The sequence below is a fragment of the Elioraea tepida genome, assembly GCF_019203965.1.
Classification (GTDB): domain Bacteria; phylum Pseudomonadota; class Alphaproteobacteria; order Acetobacterales; family Acetobacteraceae; genus Elioraea_A; species Elioraea_A tepida.
The window spans coordinates 3,271,259-3,295,691 of sequence record NZ_CP076448.1 but is presented as its reverse complement, the minus strand read 5'-3'; the positions used below and the strand labels follow the sequence as shown (position 1 = coordinate 3,295,691).

Annotated in this window: 21 protein-coding genes; 1 reads left to right on the top strand and 20 read right to left on the bottom strand. The window is 70.4% G+C overall.

The genetic code is table 11. From position 1 onward, the window contains the following. Nucleotides 1–223: 223 nt before the first annotated feature. Nucleotides 224–736, top strand: coding sequence for a hypothetical protein (locus KO353_RS15820; RefSeq protein WP_218285722.1), 513 nt, complete (start codon nucleotides 224–226; stop codon nucleotides 734–736). Nucleotides 737–739: 3 nt separating this feature from the next. On the opposite strand, the gene KO353_RS15815 is transcribed toward KO353_RS15820, so the two are convergent. The 20 genes from KO353_RS15815 to dnaE all read right to left on the bottom strand — a co-directional run bounded on the left by KO353_RS15815 (nucleotide 740) and on the right by dnaE (nucleotide 24,401). Continuing rightward, nucleotides 740–2,446, bottom strand: coding sequence for a putative 2-aminoethylphosphonate ABC transporter permease subunit (locus KO353_RS15815; RefSeq protein WP_218285721.1), 1,707 nt, complete (start codon nucleotides 2,444–2,446; stop codon nucleotides 740–742). Between the two features lie 5 nt (nucleotides 2,447–2,451). Next, entirely contained in the window at nucleotides 2,452–3,552 is a 1,101-nt protein-coding gene (locus tag KO353_RS15810) for a putative 2-aminoethylphosphonate ABC transporter ATP-binding protein (protein WP_235691928.1), read from the bottom strand. 77 nt (nucleotides 3,553–3,629) lie between these two features. Further along, nucleotides 3,630–4,655, bottom strand: a complete 1,026-nt coding sequence (locus tag KO353_RS15805) for a putative 2-aminoethylphosphonate ABC transporter substrate-binding protein (RefSeq protein WP_218285719.1) — start codon at nucleotides 4,653–4,655, stop codon at nucleotides 3,630–3,632. 118 nt (nucleotides 4,656–4,773) lie between these two features. Continuing rightward, nucleotides 4,774–5,595: a phosphonoacetaldehyde hydrolase gene (phnX, locus tag KO353_RS15800; RefSeq protein WP_218285718.1), complete on the bottom strand. Its 822-nt coding sequence runs from the start codon at nucleotides 5,593–5,595 to the stop codon at nucleotides 4,774–4,776. 3 nt (nucleotides 5,596–5,598) lie between these two features. Further along, nucleotides 5,599–6,747 (bottom strand): TIGR03364 family FAD-dependent oxidoreductase, encoded by a 1,149-nt coding sequence (locus KO353_RS15795; protein ID WP_268906242.1) that lies wholly within the window; start codon nucleotides 6,745–6,747, stop codon nucleotides 5,599–5,601. A 138-nt stretch (nucleotides 6,748–6,885) separates the two neighbouring features. Then, a complete protein-coding gene (locus tag KO353_RS15790) occupies nucleotides 6,886–7,707 on the bottom strand; it encodes an LpxI family protein (RefSeq protein WP_218285716.1) in 822 nt (273 codons plus the stop codon). A 7-nt stretch (nucleotides 7,708–7,714) separates the two neighbouring features. Continuing rightward, the gene (gene lpxA / locus KO353_RS15785; RefSeq protein ID WP_218287439.1) at nucleotides 7,715–8,554 is read right to left on the bottom strand and encodes an acyl-ACP--UDP-N-acetylglucosamine O-acyltransferase; all 840 of its coding nucleotides are present in this window, start codon (nucleotides 8,552–8,554) and stop codon (nucleotides 7,715–7,717) included. Nucleotides 8,555–8,556: 2 nt separating this feature from the next. Further along, nucleotides 8,557–9,048 carry a 3-hydroxyacyl-ACP dehydratase FabZ gene (fabZ, locus tag KO353_RS15780; RefSeq protein WP_218285715.1) on the bottom strand — a complete coding sequence of 164 codons (492 nt, stop codon included), beginning with the start codon at nucleotides 9,046–9,048 and terminating at the stop codon, nucleotides 8,557–8,559. A 41-nt stretch (nucleotides 9,049–9,089) separates the two neighbouring features. Continuing rightward, on the bottom strand, nucleotides 9,090–10,154 hold the full coding sequence (gene lpxD, locus KO353_RS15775; RefSeq protein ID WP_218285714.1) for a UDP-3-O-(3-hydroxymyristoyl)glucosamine N-acyltransferase: 1,065 nt from the start codon (nucleotides 10,152–10,154) through the stop codon (nucleotides 9,090–9,092). A gap of 24 nt (nucleotides 10,155–10,178) precedes the next feature. Then, nucleotides 10,179–11,033 (bottom strand): OmpH family outer membrane protein, encoded by an 855-nt coding sequence (locus KO353_RS15770; RefSeq protein WP_218285713.1) that lies wholly within the window; start codon nucleotides 11,031–11,033, stop codon nucleotides 10,179–10,181. Continuing rightward, nucleotides 11,033–13,357 carry an outer membrane protein assembly factor BamA gene (gene bamA / locus KO353_RS15765; RefSeq protein WP_235691927.1) on the bottom strand — a complete coding sequence of 775 codons (2,325 nt, stop codon included), beginning with the start codon at nucleotides 13,355–13,357 and terminating at the stop codon, nucleotides 11,033–11,035. Before bamA ends, KO353_RS15770 begins: the two co-directional genes overlap by 1 nt. A 94-nt stretch (nucleotides 13,358–13,451) precedes the next feature. After that, on the bottom strand, nucleotides 13,452–14,615 hold the full coding sequence (gene rseP, locus KO353_RS15760) for an RIP metalloprotease RseP (RefSeq protein ID WP_235691926.1): 1,164 nt from the start codon (nucleotides 14,613–14,615) through the stop codon (nucleotides 13,452–13,454). Between the two features lie 140 nt (nucleotides 14,616–14,755). Then, nucleotides 14,756–15,952 (bottom strand): 1-deoxy-D-xylulose-5-phosphate reductoisomerase, encoded by a 1,197-nt coding sequence (gene dxr / locus KO353_RS15755; protein WP_218287436.1) that lies wholly within the window; start codon nucleotides 15,950–15,952, stop codon nucleotides 14,756–14,758. Beyond that, nucleotides 15,949–16,833, bottom strand: a complete 885-nt coding sequence (locus KO353_RS15750; protein ID WP_218285712.1) for a phosphatidate cytidylyltransferase — start codon at nucleotides 16,831–16,833, stop codon at nucleotides 15,949–15,951. Before KO353_RS15750 ends, dxr begins: the two co-directional genes overlap by 4 nt. Further along, nucleotides 16,814–17,566, bottom strand: coding sequence for a polyprenyl diphosphate synthase (gene uppS / locus KO353_RS15745; RefSeq protein ID WP_218285711.1), 753 nt, complete (start codon nucleotides 17,564–17,566; stop codon nucleotides 16,814–16,816). Before uppS ends, KO353_RS15750 begins: the two co-directional genes overlap by 20 nt. A 31-nt stretch (nucleotides 17,567–17,597) precedes the next feature. After that, entirely contained in the window at nucleotides 17,598–18,173 is a 576-nt protein-coding gene (gene frr, locus KO353_RS15740; protein WP_218285710.1) for a ribosome recycling factor, read from the bottom strand. 69 nt (nucleotides 18,174–18,242) lie between these two features. Then, nucleotides 18,243–19,007, bottom strand: coding sequence for a UMP kinase (pyrH, locus tag KO353_RS15735; protein ID WP_218285709.1), 765 nt, complete (start codon nucleotides 19,005–19,007; stop codon nucleotides 18,243–18,245). A gap of 2 nt (nucleotides 19,008–19,009) precedes the next feature. After that, on the bottom strand, nucleotides 19,010–19,912 hold the full coding sequence (gene tsf / locus KO353_RS15730; protein WP_218285708.1) for a translation elongation factor Ts: 903 nt from the start codon (nucleotides 19,910–19,912) through the stop codon (nucleotides 19,010–19,012). Between the two features lie 45 nt (nucleotides 19,913–19,957). Then, nucleotides 19,958–20,752, bottom strand: a complete 795-nt coding sequence (rpsB, locus tag KO353_RS15725) for a 30S ribosomal protein S2 (RefSeq protein ID WP_218285707.1) — start codon at nucleotides 20,750–20,752, stop codon at nucleotides 19,958–19,960. A gap of 211 nt (nucleotides 20,753–20,963) precedes the next feature. Continuing rightward, nucleotides 20,964–24,401: a DNA polymerase III subunit alpha gene (gene dnaE, locus KO353_RS15720; RefSeq protein WP_218285706.1), complete on the bottom strand. Its 3,438-nt coding sequence runs from the start codon at nucleotides 24,399–24,401 to the stop codon at nucleotides 20,964–20,966. Nucleotides 24,402–24,433 lie beyond the last annotated feature (32 nt).

Sequence of the window (24,433 nt, the reverse complement as noted above, 5' to 3'; positions counted from 1 at the left end):
CATCGTCGCGTCCATGCGCCATTCCGTTCCCGTCCTCCTCGCCCTGCTGGTAGCCGGCGTTGCCGCTGCACAATCTGCTCGCCCGCAGGCGGACGCACAGGCACAGCCGCGAGCCGCGGCGCAGCAGACGCAGCCCGCGCCCCCTTCTCCGGCCGCACCGCCGGCACAGTCACCCCCCCTGGAGGCCGCAGCTGTCGAGGGGTTCCGCTCCGCACGCTTCGGCATGACGGAGGCGGAGGTGCGTGCCGCCATAAGGCGCGATTTTCCGCAGGCAGCGGAACGGATCGTCTCCGAACAGACACCGGTTGAGCGCACGCAGGTGCTGACCGTCACGGTGCCGAACCTGATCCCCGACACCGGCACGGCGCGCGTGTCCTACACGCTCGGGCACCAGACGAAGCGGCTGATCCAGGTCACCATCCTCTGGGGCCCTCCCGCCGACCCGACGGTCCGGCAGGACGCGCTGATCAACGCGGCGGAGGCGCTGAGGAAGCACTTCGCCGCCCTTGCGTGGCGCGCAGGGTCGGTCGCAGGCGGGGTTCTGCTCGCGGACGGCTCAACGCTCATCTTCCGCGGCCTCGACGAGCAGGGGCGGATGGTGCAGCTGCAGCTCCTGCCGGCCGCTCCGCCCGCGAACGCGGCGCCGACGGCGCCGCGCCCCTTCGGCCTCCGCCTCGCCTACGTGGCCGATCCGCTGAACCCCGACGTGTTCCGCCTCCAGCGCGGCCAGTTCTGAGCCTCAGGCCCGGCGCCACGCCTCGGTTCGGTGCGCGAGCGCACGATCCGCCGCGAGATGCAGGCCCTTCACGGCGGCCGACGTCGCAAGGATCGTCATCGCCATCGCCGCCGCGGCCGAGGCCTGGCCCGCCTCGTCCATCTGCACGAGAGCGACCGCCGCAGGCTTGATGTCGGGAGCGTAGAGGAACACCACGGCCGAGACCGTGGTCATCGTGTTGACGAAGAGATAGATCGCGACGTCGAGCAGCACGGGCAGGGAGATCGGCAGGGTCACCGCCAGGAAGGTCCGCCACAGCGGCACCTTCAGGCTCGCGGCCACGCTCTCGAACTCGGGGTCGAGCTGCTTCAGCGCCGTTACGGAGGCGAGATGCCCGACCGTGTAGAAGTGCACGAGAGAGTTGAGGACAAGGATCGCGAGCGTGCCGTAGAGGAACCCGAGCGGGTTTTCGGGAGCGTTGAAGAAGAGGATGTAGGCGATTCCGAGCACGAGCCCGGGCACGGCAAGCGGAACGGTGGCCGCGAAGCGGACGAGGCCCACAAGCGCCGGCAGACGCTTCGCCCGTTCCATCCCGTAGGCGAAAACGAAGACGAGCGGCGCGCCGATCGCCGCCGTCCAAGCCGCCATGCGCACGCTGGTCCACCAACTTCCCCAGCCGGCGCTGTCGAACCGGGCGAAGTCGTAATTGGCAAGCGTGAGCGAAAGGTTCCAAGGCCAGAAGGTGATCAGGCTTCCCCAGGCGGCGACCCCGATCAGCCCCACCATGAGAAGCGAGAGGATGGTGCAGAAGATAAGCAGCGGGAGGTCACGCCCCGGCCGCGGCTTCGGCACATAGGGCACCGCACGGGCCGAGACGGTGGCGGTCTGCCGACGCTGCGCCCACTGGTCGGCCGCGAAGGCGAGCACGGCGGGGGCGAGCAGCACCATGCCGACCACGGCCCCCATCTGGAAGTTCTGCTGCCCGACCACCTGCTTGTAGACATCGGTTGCAAGCACGTTGAACGAGCCGCCGATCACCTTCGGGATGCCGAAATCGGTGATCACGAGCGTGAACACCACGAACCCGGCCGAGACCATGCCGTAGCGCGCCGCCGGCAGGGTGACGGTTCGGAGCACGCGGATCCGCGAGGCCCTCAGCGCCTCGGCCGCTTCGTACAGGCGCGCATCTACCCCCGAGAGAGCGGTCGCGAGAATCAGCACCGCCGGGGGAAAGCAGTAGAACACCTGCGAGACGATGATCCCGGCGGGCCCGTAGATCGTCCCACCCATCAGGAGCGGCTTGAGCATGCCCTGGTTGCCGAAGAGGTAGATCAGCGCAAGCGCCGGCAGAAGCGACGGGGCGAGGATCGGGATCAGGGCGATGGCGCGGAACAGGGCTTTGAGCGGGATCGCGCTTCGCGTGAGCGCATAGGCGTAGCCGAAAGCGAGCGGCAGCACGATCGCCGTCGAGACGGCGGCGACCCAGAGGCTGTTCCAAAGCGAGCCAATCAGGGCCGGCGTTTCGAAGTAGCGAAGATAGTTCGCAAGACCTACGAAGCCGCCCCGGTCGTCCTGGAAGCTTTTGAGCAGCAGGGCGCCGAGCGGGGCGGCAAGCGCCAGTGCGAGGAACAGCCCCGCGAGCAGCACGATGCCGGCGAGCAGGTGGTCGTCGGCCGAGGGCTGCGGCCGGACCCGGACCGGTGCCTCGAGCGTTCCCGCCAAAGGCAGCATCGTGGTCAGGCTTCGCCCGGGCGGGGGAAGAGCAGCACCCGATCCGGCGACAGCACGACCGTGAGCGACCCGCCGGGCTCGGGCGCGAGCGAACGCAACGCCGTATCGGGCAGCTCTGCCGTCAGCGGCAGGCCGGCCGCCTCGAGGGGGATTCGCGTGATCGAGCCGAGATACTCGAGGCCGCGGACGGTGGCAGCAAGGCGCGTCCCCGCAAGTCCCGGACGGTCAAGCTGCACGTCTTCCGGCCGGATGCAGACCTGCACCGCCGCTCCGGAGGGGAAGCGCGCAGCGGCCTCCGCCGCGAGCCGAACCGCGCCGATCGCGACCGTCGAGGAGTCGACCACCGTTCCGGGCAGGCTGTTCATCCGCCCGACGAAGCCCGCGACGAACAGGCTCTCCGGCCGCCGGTAGACCGCATCAGGCGTGCCGACCTGCTCGATACGGCCGCGGTTCATCACCACGATCCTGTCGGCGATCGAGAGTGCTTCCTCCTGGTCGTGCGTGACCATCACCGTGGTGATGCCGAGGCGACGCTGCAGCGCCTTGATCTCGGCGCGGAGGTGGACACGCACGAGCGCATCGAGCGCGGAGAGCGGCTCGTCGAGCAGAAGCAGGCCGGGGCTGATCGCAAGCGCCCGCGCGAGCGCGACGCGCTGCTGCTGCCCTCCCGAGAGCTGCGCCGGATACTTCCACCACTGGTCGGCAAGACCCACAAGCGACAGGAGCTCGCGCGCCCGGTTCTCCACAAAAGCCCGGCTCTTTCCCTGTGCGGCGAGGCCATAGCCGACATTGGCGAGCACGGTCATGTTGGGGAAGAGGGCGTAGGACTGGAACACGATCCCGAAATCCCGGCGCGATGGCGGCAGCGCCGAGATGTCGCGCCCGTCCTGGACGATCGTTCCCTCGTCCTGCGGCTCGAGCCCGGCGATGGCACGCAGGAGCGTCGTCTTGCCGCAGCCCGAAGGCCCGAGGAAGCAGACGAACTCGCCGCGCCGGATCGTGAGCGAAATGTCGTCGAGAGCGGTGAAGGTGCCGAACCGTTTCGTGAGGCGCCGAATGGCGAGATAGGAGTCATCGGCGGAGGCTTCAGGGCGCGAAACGCTCACCGAAGCGCCCGCCTTCGCCGATGCCTCCGCGGATGCGTCCATGGCCGCGTCACGCGCCCCGGAGTCGTTGCCGCACCTCAGTTCCGCGGTGCCGACTTGGCGTCGAACCGACGCGCCCACTCGGCGAGGATGTGGTCACGGTTCGCCGCCACAGTAGCGAAATCGACCTTGGCAAGGCGCTCGGCGAACTCGGGCGGATAGCCCTGCACCGACGGCGTCACGCCCGGAAGGCCGAGCAGCGCGTAGTAGCGACCGTAGAGCTCCATCGCGGGGCGGCTCACCGCGAAGTCCATCAGCCTCTTCGCCATCGCCTCCTGGCGCGTGCCGCGCAGAATGGCCGCCCCCTCGAGGTCGAAACCCACACCGTCGGTAGGCACGATGATCTCGATCGGCGCTCCCTGGTTCTTCAGCGTCACCGCTCGCATGTCGAAGGAGAGGCCGATCGCGTATTCGCCGCGCGCGGCGTTGTTGCAGGGTGCCGAGCCGCTGTGGGTGTAGACGGCGATGTTCTCGTGCAGGCGGGTCATGAAGGCCCAGGCCTGCTCCTCTCCCTGCGTGCCGAGCCAGCCGGCGACGGTGAGCAGGCCGGTGCCGGAGGAGGCCGGGTTCGGCATCGCGATCAGCCCGCGATAGACAGGGTTCAGCAGGTCGGCCCAGGTGCGCGGGGTGGGCAGGTTGCGCTGCCGCGCCACCACGGTGTTGAAGCACACGGCAGAAACGAATGCGTCCAAGCCCACCCAGGTCATCGGCGAGCGGTCGGACCGGAACTGCGGCCTCAGCGCCTCGGCGCCCGCGGGGGTGTAGGGAAGGAGCATGTCATCCGCCTCGAGACGCTTGAGGCTGAAGACGGAGAGGCCCCAGATCGCATCCGCGCGCGGGTTGTCCTTCTCGGCGAGCAAGCGGGTCGTGATCACGCCTGTGCTGTCGCGCACCCAGACGATCTCGAGCCCGGGGATCGCCGCCTCCGCCGCCTGCTTGAACACGGGAAGCTGCTCGTTCTCAAGCGCGGTGTAGACGGTAAGCCGCGTGCGCTGGCCGGAGGCGTCGGCGGCCAGCATGACGAGCGCGAGCGTTGCGGCGGCAAGAAGCGTGCGACGAAGCATGGCTGACCCCCGGGGTGGTGTGGACGTGGCGCCCGGAGCGGACGCCGCCCCCCACTCTCTCTCACCGATCGCGACAGGTGCGTGACGATTACGTTTCAAAAAGATGACGTTCGCAGCCTCAGGGCTGCTCGCCGCGGAGCAGCCGGGCCGAGAGCGCATCCACCGCGGCGGGAAGATCGGCGATGCTGTCGATCACAAGGTGTGCGCCTGCCGCTTCGAGCTCGGCCGTGGCACGCGCGCGCAGGGCCGAGCGCTCCTGCGGCCCGAGCGCGGCAAGTTCCGCGGCCGACAGGCCCGCGGCGTTCCCTGTCAGAGCGACGCCGACGGTCCAGCTCCCGGCAGCAAGCCCCTCGGCGATCCCCGGCGCGGTGTCATCAACCTTCACCACCGCCGCGGCAGGCCACACGCCGAGATCGGCGAAGCAGCGATACATCATCAGCGGTGTCGGCCGCCCGGCGGCGAGATCGCCGGCGCAGACGAGCGTGTCCGGCACATAGCCGGCGGCCGCAGCGAGCGGCGCGAGCACCTCCATGATCGGCCGCGTGTAGCCTGTGGTGCTGCCGATGCGGATCCCCCTCGCCCGCAGCGCCGCCACCGCCTCGACGGTGCCCGGGATGAGATCGGCGTGATCGCGCACCGCGGCGACCGTCATCGGCTCGAACACGGCGAAGATCGCATCCGCATCCGCGCGGGAGAAGTCCCGCCCGTGCCGCTCGCGCCAGGTGGCGGCAACGGCAGGCGCGGTGCCGACGGCCCAGATATGGTCCCACTTCGGCAATCCCATCGGCGCGCGTGCATCGGCGATGGTGATCTCGACGCCGAAACGGGCGAAGGCGCGGACGAAGGCCGCCATCGGCGCGCGCGAGCCGTGATCGACGACCGTTCCCGCCCAGTCGAGCACGACGGCGCGGATCGGCCCAGCATAGGGAGGCGGTGGCATCGGTCAGGCAGCGAGCACCGGCGCGGGCAGGCCGACGAGGTCGGCGAGCGCCTCTTCGGCGAGCGCGAAAGCGGTGCTCATCCCTGTGCCGGAGGTCACCATAACCACCCGGACAGTTGGCAGGGGTGCCGCGATGAAGGCCGGCACGCGGGCGGATGGATACTCGCCGATCCAGCGCTCGACGGGCCGTGCGTCACTGGGCAGGCGAAGCACAGAGCGCGCCTCCTCGAGAATTCGCGCCTCCACCGCCGCGTCCATGAACGGGTCGGGCGTGTCGCCGTAGTGATGGCTGTCGCCCACCACGAGCGACCCGTCCGCCGACTGGACCGCGATCAGGTGAATGCCGTCGGCGAGGGCGTCCGCCTGTTCCGCCTCGAGCCGGGCGCGGAGCATGGGAACTCCCGGCAGCCCGGCATAGCCCTGGTAGCGCACGAGGCCAAGATCGCTCATCACGGACGCCGGCAGCAGCCAGCCCGGATCGGGCAGGCGGAGCATCGAGAGCTTGCAGCGCACCGGCCCGTGCCGCTCGATCGCCTCCGGAAACAGCGACAGGAAATCGTTTGCGGGGCAGACGACCGCATGCGCGGCGCGAAGCCTGCCCCCGCTCGTCTCGATCACCGGCGGGGCAACCTCGCGCACATGCGTCCGCCACAGAAACCGGACGCCATGCTCCGTCTCGAGCCACGCGGCGAGGCGCGGCAGCGCCTCGCGCGGCTCGACGCGGAGCTCGTGCGGCGAGTGGAGCCCGCCGGCGAGCCCCGGGGCGAACACTCCGAAGTCCTCCATCTCGCGAGGCGAGAACAGGCGGCAGCCGGCCCCCATCGGTCCTGCGACAAACTGTTCCGCTACCGCAAGCGCCTCCTCCCGGCGGCAGGCGAGAACGAGGCCGCGCTGCAGGATGGGGATGCCGGCGCGGGGCGCGACCTCAGCCCAGACCTCGCGGGAGCGGCGGGCGCGACGCCAGGTCTCCCCAGGCGCCTGACCGGTGACCGTGACGACACCGAAACTGCGCACGCTCGCACTGTTGGCGCGCGCCTCGCGGTCGAGCACGACGACGGACAACCCTGCTCGCGCCGCCGCAAGAGCATACGCAAGCCCGACAATCCCTGCGCCAACAACGGCGAGATCGGCGCTGCCAAGGTCTTCTGCTATCGGCGAACCCTGGCGCGGCCCCTGCCGTCTGGGAACCTGGTCGGGGATGACACTCCTGTTGCGGCCGCCCATGATCGAGGCACGGCTCGCCAGCAGGAACCAAGGGTCAGCACTTGCCCGGAACGTTCGGCCGAGGCCTCACCCGAACCGCCGCGCGACCAGGAACAGGGCGAGCTCGTCCGCCGCGGCGATCGTCGCCTCGCGCTCGGGCAGGAGCGTCAGCCCTGCCTCGATCGCAATCCCCGCAAGCCCTGCCCGCGCCGCTCCCTCGACGGTACGCACGCCGATGGTGGGCAGATCGGCCCTTGCCTCCTGGCCGGGCTTGGCGAGCTTGACAAGCACGCCGGGCGGCCCCGCGCGGCGAAGCGAGGCCGAGCGCGCGAGCAGTGCGTCCGTTCCCTCGGCCGCCTCGACGGCAAGAACGATCCCCTGCTGGACCACAACGGCCTGGCCGACATCGACCGCGCCGAGCGCCCGCGCGACCGCCACACCGCGGCGTATGTCAGCCTCCGCTTCCGGTGTCGGGGAGACCCGGCCGAGCACGCCCTCTGGAGCGGTGAGGCCGGCCATCACCTCCTGCACGCCGCGCACCCGGAACCCTTCCTCCTCGAGAACGCGGATCACGGCCGCCAGAAGCCCGTCGTCGCCGGCGAAGGCGGCGCGGCCGATGCGTGCGAGGATCTTCGCCCCTTCCGAATCCGGCATCAGCGTCAGTAGCGAGGGGCGCTTCACCGGGCCGATCAGGACGATCTCGTCAACGCCCGCGCCGCGCAACGCGGCGAGCGCCTCGCCGGCGGCCCCGAGGCGAACCACGCGGTGCGGGAAGGAGGCGACCGCGGCGCGATCGACATGGCCCTCGAGCCCGAGAACGAACACGGGCCGGCCTGTCGCGGCGACGGCGGCGGCAAGACGCGCGGGCATGGGCCCGCCGCCGGCGATGATGCCGAGCGTGCCGGGCATGAGCGGCTCAGGCGGCAGACTCGACCGGCTCCTCGGCGCCAAGATCGAGATCGTCCGGCGGAACCGCGCGGCAGAGCGGGCGGTGGCTCTCGGCGGTCATGAAGGCGAGCACCTCCTCGACGAGCGGGTCGCCCGCGAAGCGCTGCCGGGCTTCGGCGAGCCGGGTCTCAAGCGTGCCGTGCTCGTCCCGGAACAGGAGCTTGAACGCCGCGCGCAAGCGGTGGATCTGGGCGCGGTCGAAGCCGCGGCGCTTGAGCCCGATCACGTTGAGCCCTGCGAGCCGCGCCCGGTTGCCGATCACCGACCCGAACGGGATCACGTCCCCCTCCACGCCGGAGGCGCCGCCGACCATAGCCTGGCGGCCGACCCTCACCCATTGGTGGATCGCCGCCGCGCCGCCGATCACGGCGTTGTCGCCGACCGTGACATGGCCGCCGAGCACGGCGTTGTTGGCGAAGATCACCCGGTCGCCGATCGCGCAGTCATGGGCGATGTGGGTGACGCACATCAGGAGGCAATCGGCCCCCACCTTGGTCACGCCGGTGCCGATCGGCGTGCCGCGGTGGATGGTGACGTGCTCGCGGATCACCGTGCGCGGGCCGATCTCGGTGCGGGTCGGCTCGCCGCGATAGCCGAGATGCTGTGGCGCAAGGCCGATGGTCGCGAAGGGATGCACCGTCACCCCCTCGCCAAGCTCCGTGTGGCCCTCGACGACGACGTGGCTGATGAGCGTCGTGCCGGCCCCAAGCGTCACGTTCGGCCCGACGATGCAGAAGGGCCCGATTCGCACTCCCTCCCCGAGCCTCGCAGAAGGGTCGACGATCGCGGAGGGATGGATCTCGGGCATGCTCAACGGTCCATGATCATCGCGGCATAGGTCGCCTCCGCAACGACCTGGCCATCGACCTTCGCCTCGGCGGAGAACTTCCAGACATTGCCCCGGTTGCGCTCCTTGCGGACGTGAATCCGCATCTGGTCGCCGGGGACGACGGGGCGGCGGAACTTGGCATTCTCGATGAGCATGAAATAGACCACCTTGCCCGCCGCATCAGGCCCGAGCGTCTCCACCACGAGCACGGCAGCGGTCTGGGCCATGCTCTCGATGATCAGCACGCCTGGCATCACCGGATGGACGGGAAAGTGGCCCTGGAAGAACTGCTCGTTGATCGAGACGTTCTTGATGCCGACCGCCGAGGCATCGGGCACCACGTCCTCGACACGGTCGATCAGGAGGAAGGGATAGCGGTGGGGAATGGCCTGCATGATCCGCTGGATGTCCAGCGCCTCGATGCGCCGCGGCCCGGCCGGCCGCGCCTCCGTCCCGGTCACACTCGCTTCCATCGCCCGTCGCGCTCCGTCCCGCACCGACCGTCGTTTCGCCCTTATGCCTTGTCCGTGCCCGGCGCGCCACGCTCCGCCGGGCGCTCCGGCCGTGCAGCGAGGCGCTTCAGCGCCGCGACGGCACGCCACAACTCCCTGATCGGCATGGCGGGGCTGCCGAGATAGTCGGCGCCCGGAGGAACGTCACCGATCAGCCCTGCCTGGGCGCCGATGCGCGCGCGGGCGCCGACGCGCAGATGCCCGGCCGACCCGGCCTGGCCGCCCATCATCACCCCGTCCTCGAGGATGGTCGAGCCGGAGAGGCCGACCTGCCCCGCCAGAGCACAGAGCCGGCCGAGGCGGCAGTTGTGGGCGATCTGCACGAGGTTGTCGATCCGCGTGCCGGCGCCGATGATCGTGTCTCCGGCGCTGCCGCGGTCGATCGTCGTGTTCGCGCCGATGTCGACGTCGTCGCCGATCAGGACGCGGCCGAGCTGCGGAACGGGAACGAAGCCACGCGGCCCGGGAACGAAGCCGAACCCTGGCTGGCCGATCCGCGCCCCCGGCCCGATCGAGACCCGGTCGCCGAGGATGGCGTGGGAGACGGAGGCACCGGCGCCGATGGAACAGGCCTCGCCGATCACCACGCCCTCTCCGATCACCGCGTTCGGGCCGATCACGGTGCCCGCGCCGATCATCGCGCGCGGCCCGATCACCGCCCCAGGCGACACGGTGACGGAGGCGGCGAGGAACGCGTCCTCGTGCACCACTGCCCCTGGCGCGACACCGCCCGGCCCCGGAGAACCTTCCGGGAAGAACAGCGCCAGCACCCGCGCCCAGGCGAGCATGGGCTGGTCGCAGGCGAGCACGACCATGGCCTCGGGCGCTTTGGCGGAATCCTGGGGCCGCATGAGGCAAGCTCCGGCCCTGCTCTGCCCGAGCATGGAGGCATAGCGCGCGCTTTCGAGGAAGGTCACGCAGTCAGGCCCGGCCGACTCGAGAGGTTCGGGGCGGCGGATGAGGCGCTCCGGGTCCGCCCCCGGCGGCAGCGACGCTCCCGCCGCCTGCGCCACCGCGGCGAGCGGAAAAGGGCCGCGGCCGGAAAAGAAACGCCGGTCACCCAGCATGGCGTTACGGCACCGAAGCGGCAGTCAGTTCCGGCGCTGCGGCTGTTGCTGTTGTTGCGGCTGCTGCGCGGGCCGCTGTGTCGGCTGGGCCTGCCCCTGTTGGGCCGCAGGAGCGGCGGCCGGCGTCGGCGCCCCCTCCCCCTCGACCCGCACCGAGGGGAGCGCACGGTTCAGCTGCTCGACCACAGCGCGGGTGATGTCGAGCTCGTCGATCGCAAGCACCACGGCGCCCCGGTTTAGCACGAGGTTGAGGCCGCGCGCCTCGGCGACCTGCCCGATCACATAGAGGGCGACTCGCTCGACCTCGGCAAGGGCGCGCTGGCCCGATTGCTGGATCTGCGCGTTCCGCTCGCGCAGCATCCTCTGGCCGTTGGTGATGCGCTCCTGCAGTTCGCGCTCGCGCTCGCGCAGCTGCTCAGGGGTGAGGCTGGTGCGCTGGTTGGCGAGCTGGGTCTGGGCTTCGCGCCACGCCGCCTGCTCCCGCTGCGCCTCCTCGTTCAACCTCGCCAGCCTCTCCTGCACCGTCTGGCGCACGCCCCGAGCAGCGACGGAGGCCTCGAACACCTCCGGAAGGCCGACCACGCCGATGATCGCCGGCGGCGGCGGCTCGCTTCGCTGGATGGGCGGCAGGCGCGGCGCGCCCGGGTCCTGCGGCCCCGCCACCTGCCCCTGGGCCGGCGCAGCTGGGCGCTGCTGCGGCTGCTGCGCCGCGGGGCGCTGCTGCTGGGCCGGGCGCTGCTGCTGCGGCTGCTGGCCCGGCACGAACCATTGCTGCTGGCCGCCCTGCTGCGCGAGCGCGCCTGAGGGCAGAAGCGGCACCGGCAGGGCGAGAGCGGCCGCAAGCGAGGCGTATGCAGCAAGGATGGAAAGGCCTCTCATCAGAACCTCGTGCCGAAGCCGAAACGGAAGATCTGCGTCTTGTCGTAGGGTTCCTTGACCACGAACGGGGTCAAGTCGACGTTCACGATCCCGAAGGGCGACCGCCAGGTGACGCCAAAGCCCGCGCCGAGACGCGGCGGGCCGCTGTTGACGACGCCTGGGCCGGTGAGCCCCGAGTCCTCGAGATTGCCGATATCGACGAAGGCCCGGCCGTGGATGCCGAGCTCGTCGGGAACGAAGGGAAACGGGTATCTGATTTCCGTGCTCTGGGTCCAGATCCGCCTGCCCCCGAGCGCGTCACCCGTTGTGCGATCACGCGGGCCCGCACCGCCGATCTCGAAGCCGCGCAGGTTCTCACCGCCGAGGAAGAAGTTGTCGATGATCCGCTCCACCTCGCCGTACTGGAACAAAAACCCGACACTCCCGCGAATCGAGAGGATCCATTGTCGGTTGCCTGTGATGAAGGCGAGCGGCTGGTAGTAGATGCCTTCAAGACGCGGGCGGAAGAAGCCGACATTGCCGCCGAGGCCCGAGACCTCGGTCGAGAAGCGAACGACATAGCCCTCCGTCGGGTCGATCCGGCTGTCACGCCGGTCGTAGGTGAGGATCTGCGAGACCATCGAGACGGTGCTCCGCCCCGCCTGATCGCGGATGTAGATCGAGGCCAAGGGGCTGACGTTGGTGATCTCGCGCTCGATGTAGGAGTAGGACCAGGACTGCCGCAGGTGCTCGTTGATGGCGTAACCGATTCGCACCGCGCCGCCACGACGCTGCTCGTCGAACCCGGCGATCTCCTGGTTGTCGCGCGTGATGTAAAAAAGGTCGATGCCGGCGACGAGGTTACGGTCGAGGAAGTAGGGGTCGGTCAAAGAGAGGTCGAGGGCGCTGCGCAACTGGCCGAGCGTGACTTCGGCCCGCGCCTCGAGGCCGGTTCCGGCCAGATTGCGCTCGCGCAAGCCCACCGTGCCGAGGAAGCCGATGTCGGTGCCGTAGCCGCCGCCGAGGGTAAGCTCGCCGGTGGCCTTCTCCTCGACCTCCGCCGTGATGATCGCGCGATCCGGCGCGCTTCCCTCCGTCGTGGTCACCTCGACCTTGGAGAAGTAGTTGAGGTCGATCAGCCGCTGGCGTGACCGGCGCACACGGGCGGCGTTGTAGGCGTCGCCTTCGGCGATCCGGAACTCGCGTCGGATCACCTTGTCCATCGTCCGCTGGTTGCCGACAATGTCGATCCGCTCGACGAACACGCGCGGCCCTTCGACGACCTCGAAGGTGACGTCGACCGTGCGCTGCTCCCGATTGCGCTGGAAGCGCGGCCTGATCTCGACGAAGGCGTAGCCCGCGTTCTGGACCGCGAGCTCGAGCGCCCGCACGCTCTCCTCGACCGCCTCCGAGCCGTACCAGTCGCCGCCGCGGAGGGTGATGGCGCTCCGTAGCGACTCAGGCTCGAGGTTGCGCACCCGGCTGTCGATCTCGACCGAGCCGACGCGATAGCGCTCGCCCTCGACGATCGTGAAGGTGATGAAGAAGCTCGTCCGGTCAGGCGAGAGCTCGGCCACCGCGCCGGTGATCTCGGCATCGACATAGCCGTTCTTGAGGTAGAAGCGGCGCAAAAGCTCGCGGTCGAAGGCGAGGCGTTCGGGGTCGTACTGGTCAGCCGTGGAGAGGATCCGGTACCAGGCGCTCTCGCGGCTCGCGATCGCGTCCTTGAGGTCGGAGGCGCTGAACGCCTTGTTGCCGACGAAGCTGATCCGGCGGATCAGCGTGCTCGGCCCCTCGACGATCTCGAACACGACATCAACCCGGTTCTGGTCGAGCTCGATGACCTTGGGCTCGATCGACGCGGCGTAGCGGCCACGGCGTGCATAGACGTCGAGCAGGCGCTGGCGATCGGCGAGCGCCTGCGTGCGCGTGAAGACGGAGCGCGGGCGGGTCTGGATCTCGCCGCGCAGAACCTCGTCGCCGATCGCCCGGTTGCCCTCGAACGCCACGCGGTTGACGATCGGGTTCTCGCGCACCGTCACGATCAGCGCATCGCCTTCGCGGCGCAGCCACACATCCGCGAACAGGCCGGTCGCGAAGAGGGTCTTGATCGAGCGGTCCATGTTCTCGGTGTCGAACCGATCGCCCGGCTGGATCACCATGTAGGACTGGACCGTCGCCGGCTCGATCCGCTGCGTTCCTTCGACGCGCACCTCACGCACGATGCCGCCCGGCGCGGGCAGGGCGAAGGCGCCTTGCGCTGGCTGCGGCTGCGCGCGCACGGCCGCGGCAGCGGAACAGAGCAGCGCGGCGACGAGCGCAAGAGCGAGGCTGAGGCGCATCATCCCGAAAGGTCGATCCTGGCGCGTGTCTGTGGCAGGAGCGGCGCCGGAAGGACGCCGCCGCGGCGGCGGAGAATAGAGTCGCGGCAAGGAGGTGTCACCCGACCAGTCCAGCCACCCAGTCGATCACCCGAAGCTGCGCGAGGTCGTTCCAGGTCGCGAGCACGAACAGGGCGAGGATCAGCGCAAGCCCGGCGCGGAACCCGTACTCCTGCGCCCGCGGGGGCAAGGGGCGCCCCCGGATCGCCTCGGCCGCGTAGAACATCAGGTGCCCGCCATCAAGCACGGGGATGGGCAGGAGATTGATCAGGGCGAGGTTGATCGACAGAAGCGCCATCAGCCCGATGAGAGGCGCGACCCCGCCTTCGGCGACCTCGCCCGAGAGCCGGGCGATTCGCAGCGGCCCGCCGATCTCGTCAGTCCCCCGCCGGCCGGTGATCATCTGCCACAGCGCGACGAGCGTCTGCTCCGTCAGCCGCACGGTCTCCCCGAAGCCGGCGGCAAGTGCGGTGGCGGGGTCGAGCCGTGCATATTCGGGCACGCCCCCGGAGACACCGAGAAGGCCGATCACCTGGACGTTCCCGAACCGGTCTGTCAGCTCGCGGCGGTCCGGCGTGGCGGGGAGGACGAGGCGGGCGCCGCCACGGTCCACCTCGAGCGTGAGCGTCTGGCCCGGCCGGAGCCGGACCGTCATCTGCACCTCCTCGAAGCGCCGGATCGACCGGCCGTCGATCGCGACGATCCGGTCACCGGGCTCCAGCCCGGCACGAGCCGCTGCAGAAGCCTCCTGTACGGCCGTCACCACCGGGGCGGTGTTGGGCCTGCCGGCCGTCGCATAGAGGCCGGCGAGAAGGACGGCGGCGAGGAGGAAATTCGCAAGCGGCCCCGCCGCAACCACCCAGGCGCGCTTGCCCACACTCTTCTCGGCGAAGGTGCGTCCCTCACGCCAGGCGGGCGGCGGCAGGCCCTTCGCCCTTGCCTCCGCCTCGGCCTCGGCACGATCCTCGGGGCTTTCCTGGCCGTGCAGCTTGACGAAGCCGCCGAGCGGGATCCAGCCGATCTTCCAATAAGTGCCGTCGCGTCCGGTCCAGCCGAGAATCGCGCGCCCGAAGCCGATCGAGAACACCTCGACATGCACGCCGACCGAGCGCGCCGCGAGATAGTGGCCAAGCTCATGGACGAAGATCAGAACGCCGAGGACGACGAGGAACGGCACGACCGTTCCGAGCACGCCATCGAACAGGCCTGACAGAAACTCCACCCGATCCTCCTTGCCGGACCGCGCCACCCCGCGGCCGCGCCGCGACCGGGCCGGGAAGCCTCCCCTATATCACACGAGCGGGGTCGCCGCGCTCGGCCCGCTCCCACCGCCCCGTCACACACCCCGCCCCGCTGCGCCGCTCAGGCGAAGCTTCGCGTCTCCTCCTCGGCCACACGGCGTGCCTCGGCGTCGGCAGCGAGCACGGCGTCGAGGTCCTCTGCCGACGTCGTGGCCACGCGGTCGAGCACGGCCTCGATCAGGGCGGCGATGGACAGAAAGCCGATCCGCCCGTCAAGGAAAAGCCGCACCGCCACCTCGTTGGCGGCGTTCAACACCGCAGGAGCGGTGCCCCCCGCCCGGAGCGCTGCGCGCGCGAGCCTGAGGGCGGGAAACCGCTCCACATCCGGCCGCTCGAAGGTGAGCGCCCCGGCGGCGGCGAGGTCGAGCCGCGGCAGGGGGAGCGCCATGCGGCGCGGCCAGGCGAGGGTATGCGCGATCGGCGTGTGCATGTCGGGCGGGGCGAGGGTCGCAACCACCGAACGGTCACCGTAGTAGACGAGGCCGTGTACCAGGGCCTGGCGATGGACGAGAACGTCGATCCGGTCGTCAGGCAGACCGAAGAGATGCGCCGCCTCGATGATCTCAAGGCCCTTGTTCATCATCGTCGCCGAATCGATCGAGATCTTCGCGCCCATGCGCCAGACCGGGTGGGCCACCGCCTGGGCCGGGCTTGCGACCCGCATCGCCTCGAGGCTCCAGCCCCAGAAGGGCCCGCCCGAGGCGGTGAGCACGATGCTTTCGATGCCACTCGCCCCTCCGCAGGCGATCGCCTGGAAGATGGCATTGTGCTCCGAGTCGACGGGCAGGAGCGTGGTGCCGGCGGCGCGAGCGCGCGCCATCAGCGCTGCACCAGCGCAGACGAGACACTCCTTGTTCGCGATCGCGACGATCCCGCCCTGCGCCACAGCGGCCAGCGTTGGGGCAAGCCCGGCGGCACCAACGATCCCGGCCATCGTCCAGTCAGCCGGCATGGTGGCCGCCTCGACGACGGCGTCTGCACCGGCCGCCGTGTCGATCCCCGTGCCGGCAAGCGCGTCGCGGAGCTCGGGCAGGGCCCGTTCGTCCGCCACCACGGCGCGCTTGGCGCGCACCCGACGCGCAGCTTCGGCGAGCGCCGCCGCGTTGCCGTTCGCAACCAGGGCCTGGACGTCGAAACTGCCCTCCGGAGCGGCAGCGATCAGGTCGAGGGTCGCGCGCCCGATCGAGCCGGTGGCGCCGAGCACCGTCACCCGCCGAGGTGTTTCCGCGGCAAGGTCCGGGGGGCCCGCTCCGATCATGTCCACAGGAACCGCTCTCCTCCCGACGTCATCCCTTGGGCGAGCGCGACCGCGCACGCCGCCGGCACGGCAGCGAGCAGCCCGTCCACCCGGTCGAGCAGCCCGCCGTGCCCTGGAATGAGAGCCGAACTGTCCTTGACGTGGAAGTGCCGCTTGATCGCGCTTTCGAGGAGGTCTCCCGCGATCGAGGCGAGGCCGAGCAGGGCGGCCAGCGCGGCCACCTGGAGTTGCCGCGCCTCCGGGTCGAAGGCCGCCGCTACGCCGATCCCGGCGCCGACGGCGGCGGCGAGCCCGCCGAATGCTCCCGACCATGTCTTGTTCGGGCTGATCGCAGGGGCGAGCCTCGGCCCGCCAACCAGGCGGCCGAGCAGATAGGCGCCGATATCGGCGGCCCAGACGATCAGCACCACGAAGAGAACCGCCGCGCGCCCGAACTCGGTGTCGCCGCGCAGCCAGATCAGCCCGATCCCGGCGAGGCCGATATAAACGACGCCCGCGCCGAGACGCAGGGTCGGCGCACCAGGCGCGCGGCGCGGATCGGCCCCGGCTGCCCAGGCCGCGAGCGCGGCACCCGCGGGCAGCAGCATCAGCGCGAGCAGGTACCCGCCGGCAACGGCCGCGAGACCGGCAGCGAACAAGGCAAGCGGAACCGCGGGCCCGGGCCAGGCGCGCAGGCGAAGGCCGCAGAGGTGAACCCACTCCCAGGCGAGGATCGCCGTACCGGTCGCGATCATCAGCGTGTACCACGCCGCACCGAGCCAGATCGCAAGCAGGGCGAGCGGCCCGAGCACCGCTGCGGACAGCACCCGTTTCCGGAGGTCGGCCCAGCGGCCGCGCTCGTGTTGTTGTCCCCCCGAGGGCTCAGCCGAGGCGTGCGCCATAGCGACGCTCCCGCCCCGCATAGGCCTCGAGCACGCGTGCGAACCACGAGGCGTCGAAATCCGGCCAGAGCACGTCGAGGAACACGAGCTCGGCATAGGCTCCCTGCCAGAGCAGGAAGTTCGACAGCCGCTGCTCGCCGGAGGTGCGCACGATCACGTCAGGGTCGGGCATGCCTGCCGTCGAGAGGGCGCGGGCGAAGGCGCGCTCGTCGATCATCGCCGGGTCGAGCCGGCCGGCCTGGGCCGCCTCGGCGAGTTTGCGGGCGGCGCGGGCGATCTCGTCGCGCCCGCCGTAGGAGAGCGCCATCACGACATCGATCCGCTCGTTCCGGATCGATCTCGCCTCGGCCTCCTCGATCCGGGCGCGGGTTGTGTCGTCGAGCCGGTCGCGGTCGCCGATCACGCGCAGCCGGACGCCACGGGCGATCAGTTCGTCCATGTGCCGCTCGAGACCCTGGTGCAGCAGCCGCATCAGGCCGGCGACCTCGTCCTGCGGCCGACGCCAGTTCTCCGACGAGAAGGCGTAGAGGGTAAGCCAGCGCACGCCGAAGTCGATCGCCGCGTCCACGGCCCGCCGCGCGGCTTCGGCGCCGGCGCGGTGGCCGAACAGGACGGGGCGCCCCTGCCGCGCCGCCCAGCGTCGGTTCCCGTCCATGATGATCGCGACGTGGCGCGGCACGGGCGTGGCCCCGACCCCCGCCGGCTCCGGCAGGCTCTCGAGCGGCTTCTGCATCGTGCGCGCGCCCGTTCCGGCCCGGTTCCGATCAGGGCTGCCGGATGTCCGCCTCCTTCGCCGCGAGCGCCTCGTCGACCCGCTTGATGAAGCTGTCGGTCAGCTTCTGCACGGCATCCGACCAGTCGCGGTGAAGGTCCTGACCAATCAGCCCATCCTTCTCGAGCTTCTTCAGGGTCTCCATGCCGTCGCGGCGTACCCCGCGGACGGCGACGCGCGCGGCCTCGGCATACCGGCCGGCGAGCTTGGCAAGCTCGTTGCGACGCTCGGTAGTCAGGGGAGGCAGCGGCACGCGCACGAGCTGGCCGTCGGAGGCGGGGTTAAGGCCGAGCCCCGCCTCGCGGATTGCCTTCTCGACGGCGGCGACGGCGCCCCGGTCCCAGACCTGGACCGTCAGCATGCGCGGTTCCGGCACGCTGATCGTGCCGAGCTGGGTAATCGGCATCTCCGTGCCGTACACCTCGACCTTCACCGGCTCGAGAAGGGCCGGGCTCGCCCTGCCGGTGCGCAGGCCGGCGAACTCCTTCTTCAGCGTCTCGAGCGCTCCCTCCATGCGGCGACGGAGGTCGGAGAGGATGTCGTCGAGTGTGGGCGGAGGCTTTGCCATCGGTCAGTCTCCTCGTCGCGCATGCCGGTGCGGCGCCTCCGGCACGCGGTAGCATGCGGAAGGATCCGTTCAGTCGTCGGCCACCACGGTGAAGCGGCCGCGGCCGGCCATCACCTCGGCGAAGGCACCGGGCGCGTGGATTGAGAACACGACGATCGGCAGCCCGTTCTCGCGCGCGAGGCTGATCGCCGAGGCATCCATCACGGCGAGATCGCGTGCGAGCACGTCGAGATAGCTCAGCCGCTCGTAGCGCATTGCGTCCGGCACCTTGCGCGGATCGGCGGAATAGACGCCGTCGACCTGGGTGCCCTTGAGCAGCGCGTCGCAGCCCATCTCGACGGCGCGTAGCGCCGCGGCGGTGTCGGTGGTGAAAAAGGGATTGCCGGTGCCGGCGGCGAAGATCACCACTCGCCCCTTCTCCATGTGCCGCATCGCCCGGCGGCGTATGTAGGGCTCGCAGATCGAGGCCATCGGGATGGCGGACTGCACGCGCGTCTGCACCCCGCGCTTCTCCAGCGCGTTCTGCATCGCAAGCGCGTTCATCACGGTGGCGAGCATGCCCATGTAGTCGGCCGAGGCGCGCTCCATCCCGGCGGCGGCGCCGGAGACGCCGCGGAAGATGTTGCCCCCGCCGATGACGAGGCAGACCTCCACGCCCATCGCCACGACGGCTGCGATGTCGGCGGCAATACGCCCGACCACCTCGGTCGAGATGCCGTATTCGGCCGCCCCCATCAGCGCCTCGCCCGACACCTTCAGAAGCACGCGCCGGTAGGCGGGTTTCTGGGGCGCCTGCCCCTCCGCCACGCCTTGGCTGCCGGCCGTGTCGGACATCGTCAGCGCGCCGCCGCTGCCACCTCGGCGGCGAAGTCGGAGGCCTGTTTCTCGATGCCCTCGCCGAGCTGGTAGCGGATGAAGCCGGCGAGCTTCGCGCCCGCCTTCTGCACCACCGCCTTCACCCGGCTATCCCCGTCATGCACCCAGACCTGCTCGAGAAGCACGACCTCCTCGTAGAACTTGCGCAGCCGCCCCTCAACCATCTTGGCGATGATTTCCTCGGGCTTGCCGGAGGCGCGCGCCTGCTCCGCGAGCACCGCCTTCTCCCGCGCCAGCGCCGCCGGGTCGACCGAGGCGATGTCGAGCGCCTCGGGCCGCGCGGCGGCGACATGCATGCCGACCTGGCGCCCGAGCGCGAGGATGGTCTCCGTCGGGTCCCCCTCCAGCGCGACGAGCACGCCGATCCGGCCAAGGCCCGGCTTTAGCGCCGAATGCACATAGCTCGCGACGACCCCCCGCTCGACCGAGAGCGTGGCGCAGCGTCGGATCATCATGTTCTCGCCGATCGTCGCGATCAGATGCGTCAGCTCCTCGCCGACCGTGCGGCCGCTGCCCGGGAAGGGCATCGCCTTGAGCCGCTCGACATCGCCCTCGGCCTCGAGGGCGAGTTTCGCGCACGCCTCGACGAAGGCCTGGAAGGTCTCGTTACGGGCGACGAAGTCGGTCTCGGTATTGACCTCGACGATGGCGCCGCGCCCCCCCTCGGAATAGACTCCGACGAGCCCCTCGGCGGCCACTCGCCCGGCCTTCTTCGCCGCGGCGGACAGCCCCTTCTTGCGCAGCCAGTCGACCGCCGCCTCGAGATCGCCCCCGGTCTCAGCCAGCGCCCTTTTGCAGTCCATCATCCCCGCGCCGGTCTTCTCGCGAAGCTCCTTGACCAGCGCCGCCGTGATCTCGGCCATCTGTCGTTCGTCCCTGGAAGTTCCGTCCTCTGTGCGGTTCGGCGCTCAGGCGCGCGGCTCGGCCGGCTCCGCCTCCGGCAGGGCCTCCGCCTCGGGAAGCTCCTCTAACGGCACCTCCTCCTGCGCCCCGAGATCCACGCCGGACGCCGCCATCTCGGCCGAGATGCCGTCGAGCACCGCGCCGGCGATCAGGTTGCAGTAGAGCGTGATGGCGCGGATCGCGTCGTCATTGCCCGGGATCGGGTAGGTCACACCGTCCGGGTCGGAGTTGCTGTCAACCACAGCGACGACAGGGATGTTCAGCTTCCGCGCCTCGTCGACCGCGATCTTCTCCTTGTTCGTGTCGATGATGAACAGGATGTCGGGCAGCCCGCCCATCTCCTTGATGCCGCCCAAAGCGCGCTCGAGCTTGTCGCGCTCGCGGGTGAGCACCAGGACCTCCTTCTTCGTCAGCCCGGTGACGTCCTGCGCGAGCTGCTCCTCGATCGCCCGCAGCCGCTTGATGCTGTTCTGGATGGTCTTCCAGTTGGTCAGCATGCCGCCCAGCCAGCGGTGGTTGACGTAGTACTGGCCGCAGCGCTTGGCCGCTTCCGCGACGTGTTCGGCCGCCGCCTTCTTCGTGCCGACGAAGAGCACGCGGCCGCCGCCGGCGACGACGTCGCGCACCGCCTGCATCGCGCGGGCAAGCAGCGGCACCGTCTGCTGCAGATCGATGATGTGGACCTGGTTTCGGACCCCGTAGAGATAGGGGGCCATCTTCGGGTTCCACCGCCGCGTGTGGTGGCCGAAATGCACGCCCGCCTCGAGAAGCTGGCGCAGGGTGAACTGTGGCAGGGCCATGGTGTGACCTTTTCCGATCGTCCGGTTTCGCCTCCGCGGGGCCGTGCGGCCGCTCGGCCGACCGGACCCCGCCTCTCGCCCAAGGGGGCAGGAGGCGGGAAAGGCGCCCCGCGTGTGGATTGGCCCGCCAGGAACATCCCGGCGAGCTTGGCGCGCGGTATGCCCGAGGCCGCCCGCGAACGCAAGCGCCACGCTCCCGCCCTTCGCCCGCCTACACCTCCTCGACCGCAAGCACGCCCGGCAGCGCCCCGAGCGCCGCGATCGCCTGCGGGGTGATGGCGTGGGAACCGGGGAGCGCGAGCTCCACCTCGCGATCCCCCGCCGGTGCGACAAGCATCACCCTTCCCCGCCCGCGCGGAAGTTCGGCGAGCACGGCTCGGATCGGCTCGAGCGCGGCATCCGCCGCGAGCCGAACCCGCATGCCGCTGCCCGACCGCGCCGCCGCCTGTTCGAGCGGCTCGAGCTCGACCACGGTGAGCCTCAGCGCCTCGCCGTCGAGACGCGCATCGGCCGTGACGAAGAGCGGCGTGCCGGCGGCGAGCAGCGGGCGGGCGCGGCCGAGCACCTCTGAGAACAGCGTCACCTCCGTGCTGCCCGACGGGTCGGAAAGCCGGAGCCAGCACATTCGGCTGCCTGACCTCGTGTCACGCTCCTTGGTGGCGACCACGACGCCGGCGATCCTGAGCCTGCCGGCGCCGGTCGCGACACGGGCGGGGAGATCGGCGATCCGCACCACCCCGAGACGGGCGAGCGCCTTCGCGTAGGCATCGAGTGGGTGGGCCGTGAGGTGGAAGCCGATCGCCTCCGCCTCGTGCTCGAGCCGCTCGTGGAGCGGCCAATCAGGCACCTCTGGCAGGCGCAGCTCGGGCTCCGGCTCGGGCAGCGCGCCGAACAGGGCGATCTGCTTCGAGCCGCGCTCGTCGGCGGCGGCCTGAGCGCGGCGGATGATCGCCTCGGCGCCGGCGAAGAGCCGCGCGCGGTTCGACGAAAGCGACTCGAAGGCGCCGGCGCGGGCGAGGTTCTCGAGCTGCATCCGGTTGACAACGCGCGGATCGATCCGCGAGGCGAAATCGGCGATCGAGCGGAACGGCCCGCCGCGGCGGCGCTCCTCGACCACGGCCTGCATCGCCGCGAGCCCGACCTTCCTGACCGCTGCGAGAGCGTAGCGTATGGCGAGGCGACCGTCGGGCAGCGTCTCGAGGGTGAAGTCGGCCTCGGAACGGTTGATGTCGGGCGGCAGAAGCGTGATGCCGAGCGCGGCCGCCTCCTGCTTCAGCTGCGCGAGCTTGTCTGTGTTGGCGATGTCGAGGCTCATCGAGGCGGCGAGGAAGGCAACCGGGTGGTTCGCCTTCAGCCAGGCCGTCTGGTAGGAGACGAGGGCGTAGGCCGCGGCGTGGCTCTTATTGAAGCCGTAGTCGGCGAAACGCACCATCAGGTCGAAGATCTCTGCCGCCTTCTCTGGAGCGATGCCGCGCGCCTCAGCGCCTGAGCAGAAGACCGCCCGCTGCGCCTCCATCTCGGAGCGTATCTTCTTGCCCATGGCGCGCCGGAGCAGATCGGCCGCGCCGAGCGAATAGCCCGCGAGCGCCTGGGCGATCTGCATCACCTGCTCCTGGTAGACCATGATGCCGTAGGTCTCGGCGAGGATGGGGTGGAGTGCCGGGTGCGGCGCCTCCCACGGCTCGCCGTGCTTGCGCGCGCAATAGGCAGGAATGTTCGCCATCGGCCCAGGGCGGTAGAGCGCCACCGCGGCGATCAGGTCCTCGAACCGGTCGGGGCGCATCGCGCGAAGCACATCGCGCATGCCCTGGCTCTCGAACTGGAACACCCCACCCGTGTCGCCCCGCTGCAGCATCGCGTAGGTGGCCCTGTCATCGAGCGGCAGGGCGGAGAGATCGACCTCGACGCCGAGGGTCTTGAGCAGCGCCACCGCACGCTCGAGCACCGTCAGCGTCTTCAGCCCGAGGAAGTCAAACTTCACAAGGCCCGCCTGCTCGACATGCTTCATCGAATACTGCGTCACCAGCATGTCCGACTTCGCGTCGCGACAGAGCGGGATCAGCTCGATCAGCGGCCGGTCGCCGATCACCACGCCGGCGGCGTGCGTCGAGGCGTGGCGGTAGAGACCCTCGAGCTGGAGCGCGATCTCGATCAGACGCCGCACCGTCTCGTCCTCGTCGCGCATCCGCCTCAGCTCCGGCTCGCCCTCGATCGCCTGGGCGAGTGTCACGGGCTTGGCTGGGTTGTTGGGGATCAGCTCAGCGATCCGGTTCACCTGGCCATAGGGCATGCCGAGCACACGGCCGACATCGCGCACCACCGCCCTCGCCTGCAGCTTGCCGAAGGTGATGATCTGCGCCACCCGGTCCTCGCCGTACTCGCGGCGCACATAGGCGATCACCTCGTCGCGACGCTCCTGGCAGAAGTCGATATCGAAATCCGGCATCGAGACGCGCTCGGGGTTGAGGAAGCGCTCGAACAGGAGCCCGAAGCGGATCGGGTCGAGATCGGTGATGGACAGCGCCCAGGCAGCGACCGACCCGGCACCCGAGCCGCGGCCAGGGCCGACGGCGATCCGGTTCCGTTTCGCCCACTGGATGAAGTCGGCGACGATCAAGAAGTAGCCCGAGAAGCCCATGCGCTCGATCACGCCGAGTTCGTACTCGAGCCGCTCGCTGTAGGCCGTGCGCGTCGCCTCGTCCGCCCGCATCGCGGCAAGCCGTGACGCGAGGCCCTCGCGCGCCATCGCCGCGACCGTCTCGGCCTCCGTCCGGCCTTCGCCGACCTTGCGGGAGACGGGGAGCAGCGGCTTGACGCGCTTCTCAGCCATCACCGCGCAGCGCCGCGCGACGGCGAGCGTGTTGTCGGCCGCATCTGGCATGTCGGCGAAGAGAGCCCGCATCGCCTCGGCCGGCTTGAACCACTGCTCCGGGTTGGCGCGGCGGCGATCGGTGTCGGCAAGCACGCGCCCCTCGGCGATGCAGAGCAGGGCGTCATGCGCCTCGACCATCGACGGAGTGGGGAAGAAGCACGGGTTGGTCGCGACGAGGGGAAGGCCGAGGCGTTCCGCGAGCGCGACGAAGCCGCCCTCCGTCGCCGCCTCCCGCTCGGTTCCCTGGCGGGTGATCTCGACGAGCGTGCGATCGCCGAAAGCGGACGCAAGGCGTTCGAGCAGGGAGCGCGCCGCCTCCTCCTGCCCCTCCGCCAGCAGCCGGCCGAGCGGCCCCTCCCCGCCGCCCGTGAGCAGGAACAGCCCCTCCGCGTGTGCGAGCAGGGTCTCGACCGGAACGAAGGGCTCCGCTCCCGCAGGCGGGTCGAGGAAGGCGCGCGAGGAGAGGCGCATCAGATTGGCAAATCCCGCCTGGTTCGCGGCGAGCAGGCCGATACGCTCTGGCCGCTCGGGCGGCAGGCCTGGGCGGGAGGGGCGGCCGGGCAGCAGAAGCGGCAGCGCGAGCCCGAGGATCGGCTGCACGCCGCGCTTCGCACAGGCCTCGGAGAACTCGAGCGCGCCGAACAGGTTGGCCGTGTCGGTGAGCGCCACCGCGGGCATCGCCGCCTCGCGCGCAAGTGTGGCGATCGTCTCGACCTTCATCGCCCCTTCCGAGAGCGAGTAGGAGGAGTGGACGCGGAGATGGACGAAGCCGTGCATGGGGGGAGTGTGCCGCGAGTCGGGGCGCGGTG

Excerpts from the sequence above, each read along its gene's own strand:
- KO353_RS15820 (WP_218285722.1), top strand. The coding sequence starts at position 224 with ATGACGGAGGCGGAGGTGCGTGCCGCCATAAGGCGCGATTTTCCGCAG.
- KO353_RS15815 (WP_218285721.1), bottom strand. The coding sequence starts at position 2,446 with ATGCTGCCTTTGGCGGGAACGCTCGAGGCACCGGTCCGGGTCCGGCCG.
- KO353_RS15805 (WP_218285719.1), bottom strand. The coding sequence starts at position 4,655 with ATGCTTCGTCGCACGCTTCTTGCCGCCGCAACGCTCGCGCTCGTCATG.
- phnX (WP_218285718.1), bottom strand. The coding sequence starts at position 5,595 with ATGCCACCGCCTCCCTATGCTGGGCCGATCCGCGCCGTCGTGCTCGAC.
- KO353_RS15790 (WP_218285716.1), bottom strand. The coding sequence starts at position 7,707 with ATGCCCGGCACGCTCGGCATCATCGCCGGCGGCGGGCCCATGCCCGCG.
- lpxA (WP_218287439.1), bottom strand. The coding sequence starts at position 8,554 with ATGCCCGAGATCCATCCCTCCGCGATCGTCGACCCTTCTGCGAGGCTC.
- fabZ (WP_218285715.1), bottom strand. The coding sequence starts at position 9,048 with ATGGAAGCGAGTGTGACCGGGACGGAGGCGCGGCCGGCCGGGCCGCGG.
- lpxD (WP_218285714.1), bottom strand. The coding sequence starts at position 10,154 with ATGCTGGGTGACCGGCGTTTCTTTTCCGGCCGCGGCCCTTTTCCGCTC.
- KO353_RS15770 (WP_218285713.1), bottom strand. The coding sequence starts at position 11,033 with ATGAGAGGCCTTTCCATCCTTGCTGCATACGCCTCGCTTGCGGCCGCT.
- bamA (WP_235691927.1), bottom strand. The coding sequence starts at position 13,357 with ATGATGCGCCTCAGCCTCGCTCTTGCGCTCGTCGCCGCGCTGCTCTGT.
- dxr (WP_218287436.1), bottom strand. The coding sequence starts at position 15,952 with ATGATCGGAGCGGGCCCCCCGGACCTTGCCGCGGAAACACCTCGGCGG.
- KO353_RS15750 (WP_218285712.1), bottom strand. The coding sequence starts at position 16,833 with ATGGCGCACGCCTCGGCTGAGCCCTCGGGGGGACAACAACACGAGCGC.
- uppS (WP_218285711.1), bottom strand. The coding sequence starts at position 17,566 with ATGCAGAAGCCGCTCGAGAGCCTGCCGGAGCCGGCGGGGGTCGGGGCC.
- frr (WP_218285710.1), bottom strand. The coding sequence starts at position 18,173 with ATGGCAAAGCCTCCGCCCACACTCGACGACATCCTCTCCGACCTCCGT.
- pyrH (WP_218285709.1), bottom strand. The coding sequence starts at position 19,007 with ATGTCCGACACGGCCGGCAGCCAAGGCGTGGCGGAGGGGCAGGCGCCC.
- tsf (WP_218285708.1), bottom strand. The coding sequence starts at position 19,912 with ATGGCCGAGATCACGGCGGCGCTGGTCAAGGAGCTTCGCGAGAAGACC.
- rpsB (WP_218285707.1), bottom strand. The coding sequence starts at position 20,752 with ATGGCCCTGCCACAGTTCACCCTGCGCCAGCTTCTCGAGGCGGGCGTG.
- dnaE (WP_218285706.1), bottom strand. The coding sequence starts at position 24,401 with ATGCACGGCTTCGTCCATCTCCGCGTCCACTCCTCCTACTCGCTCTCG.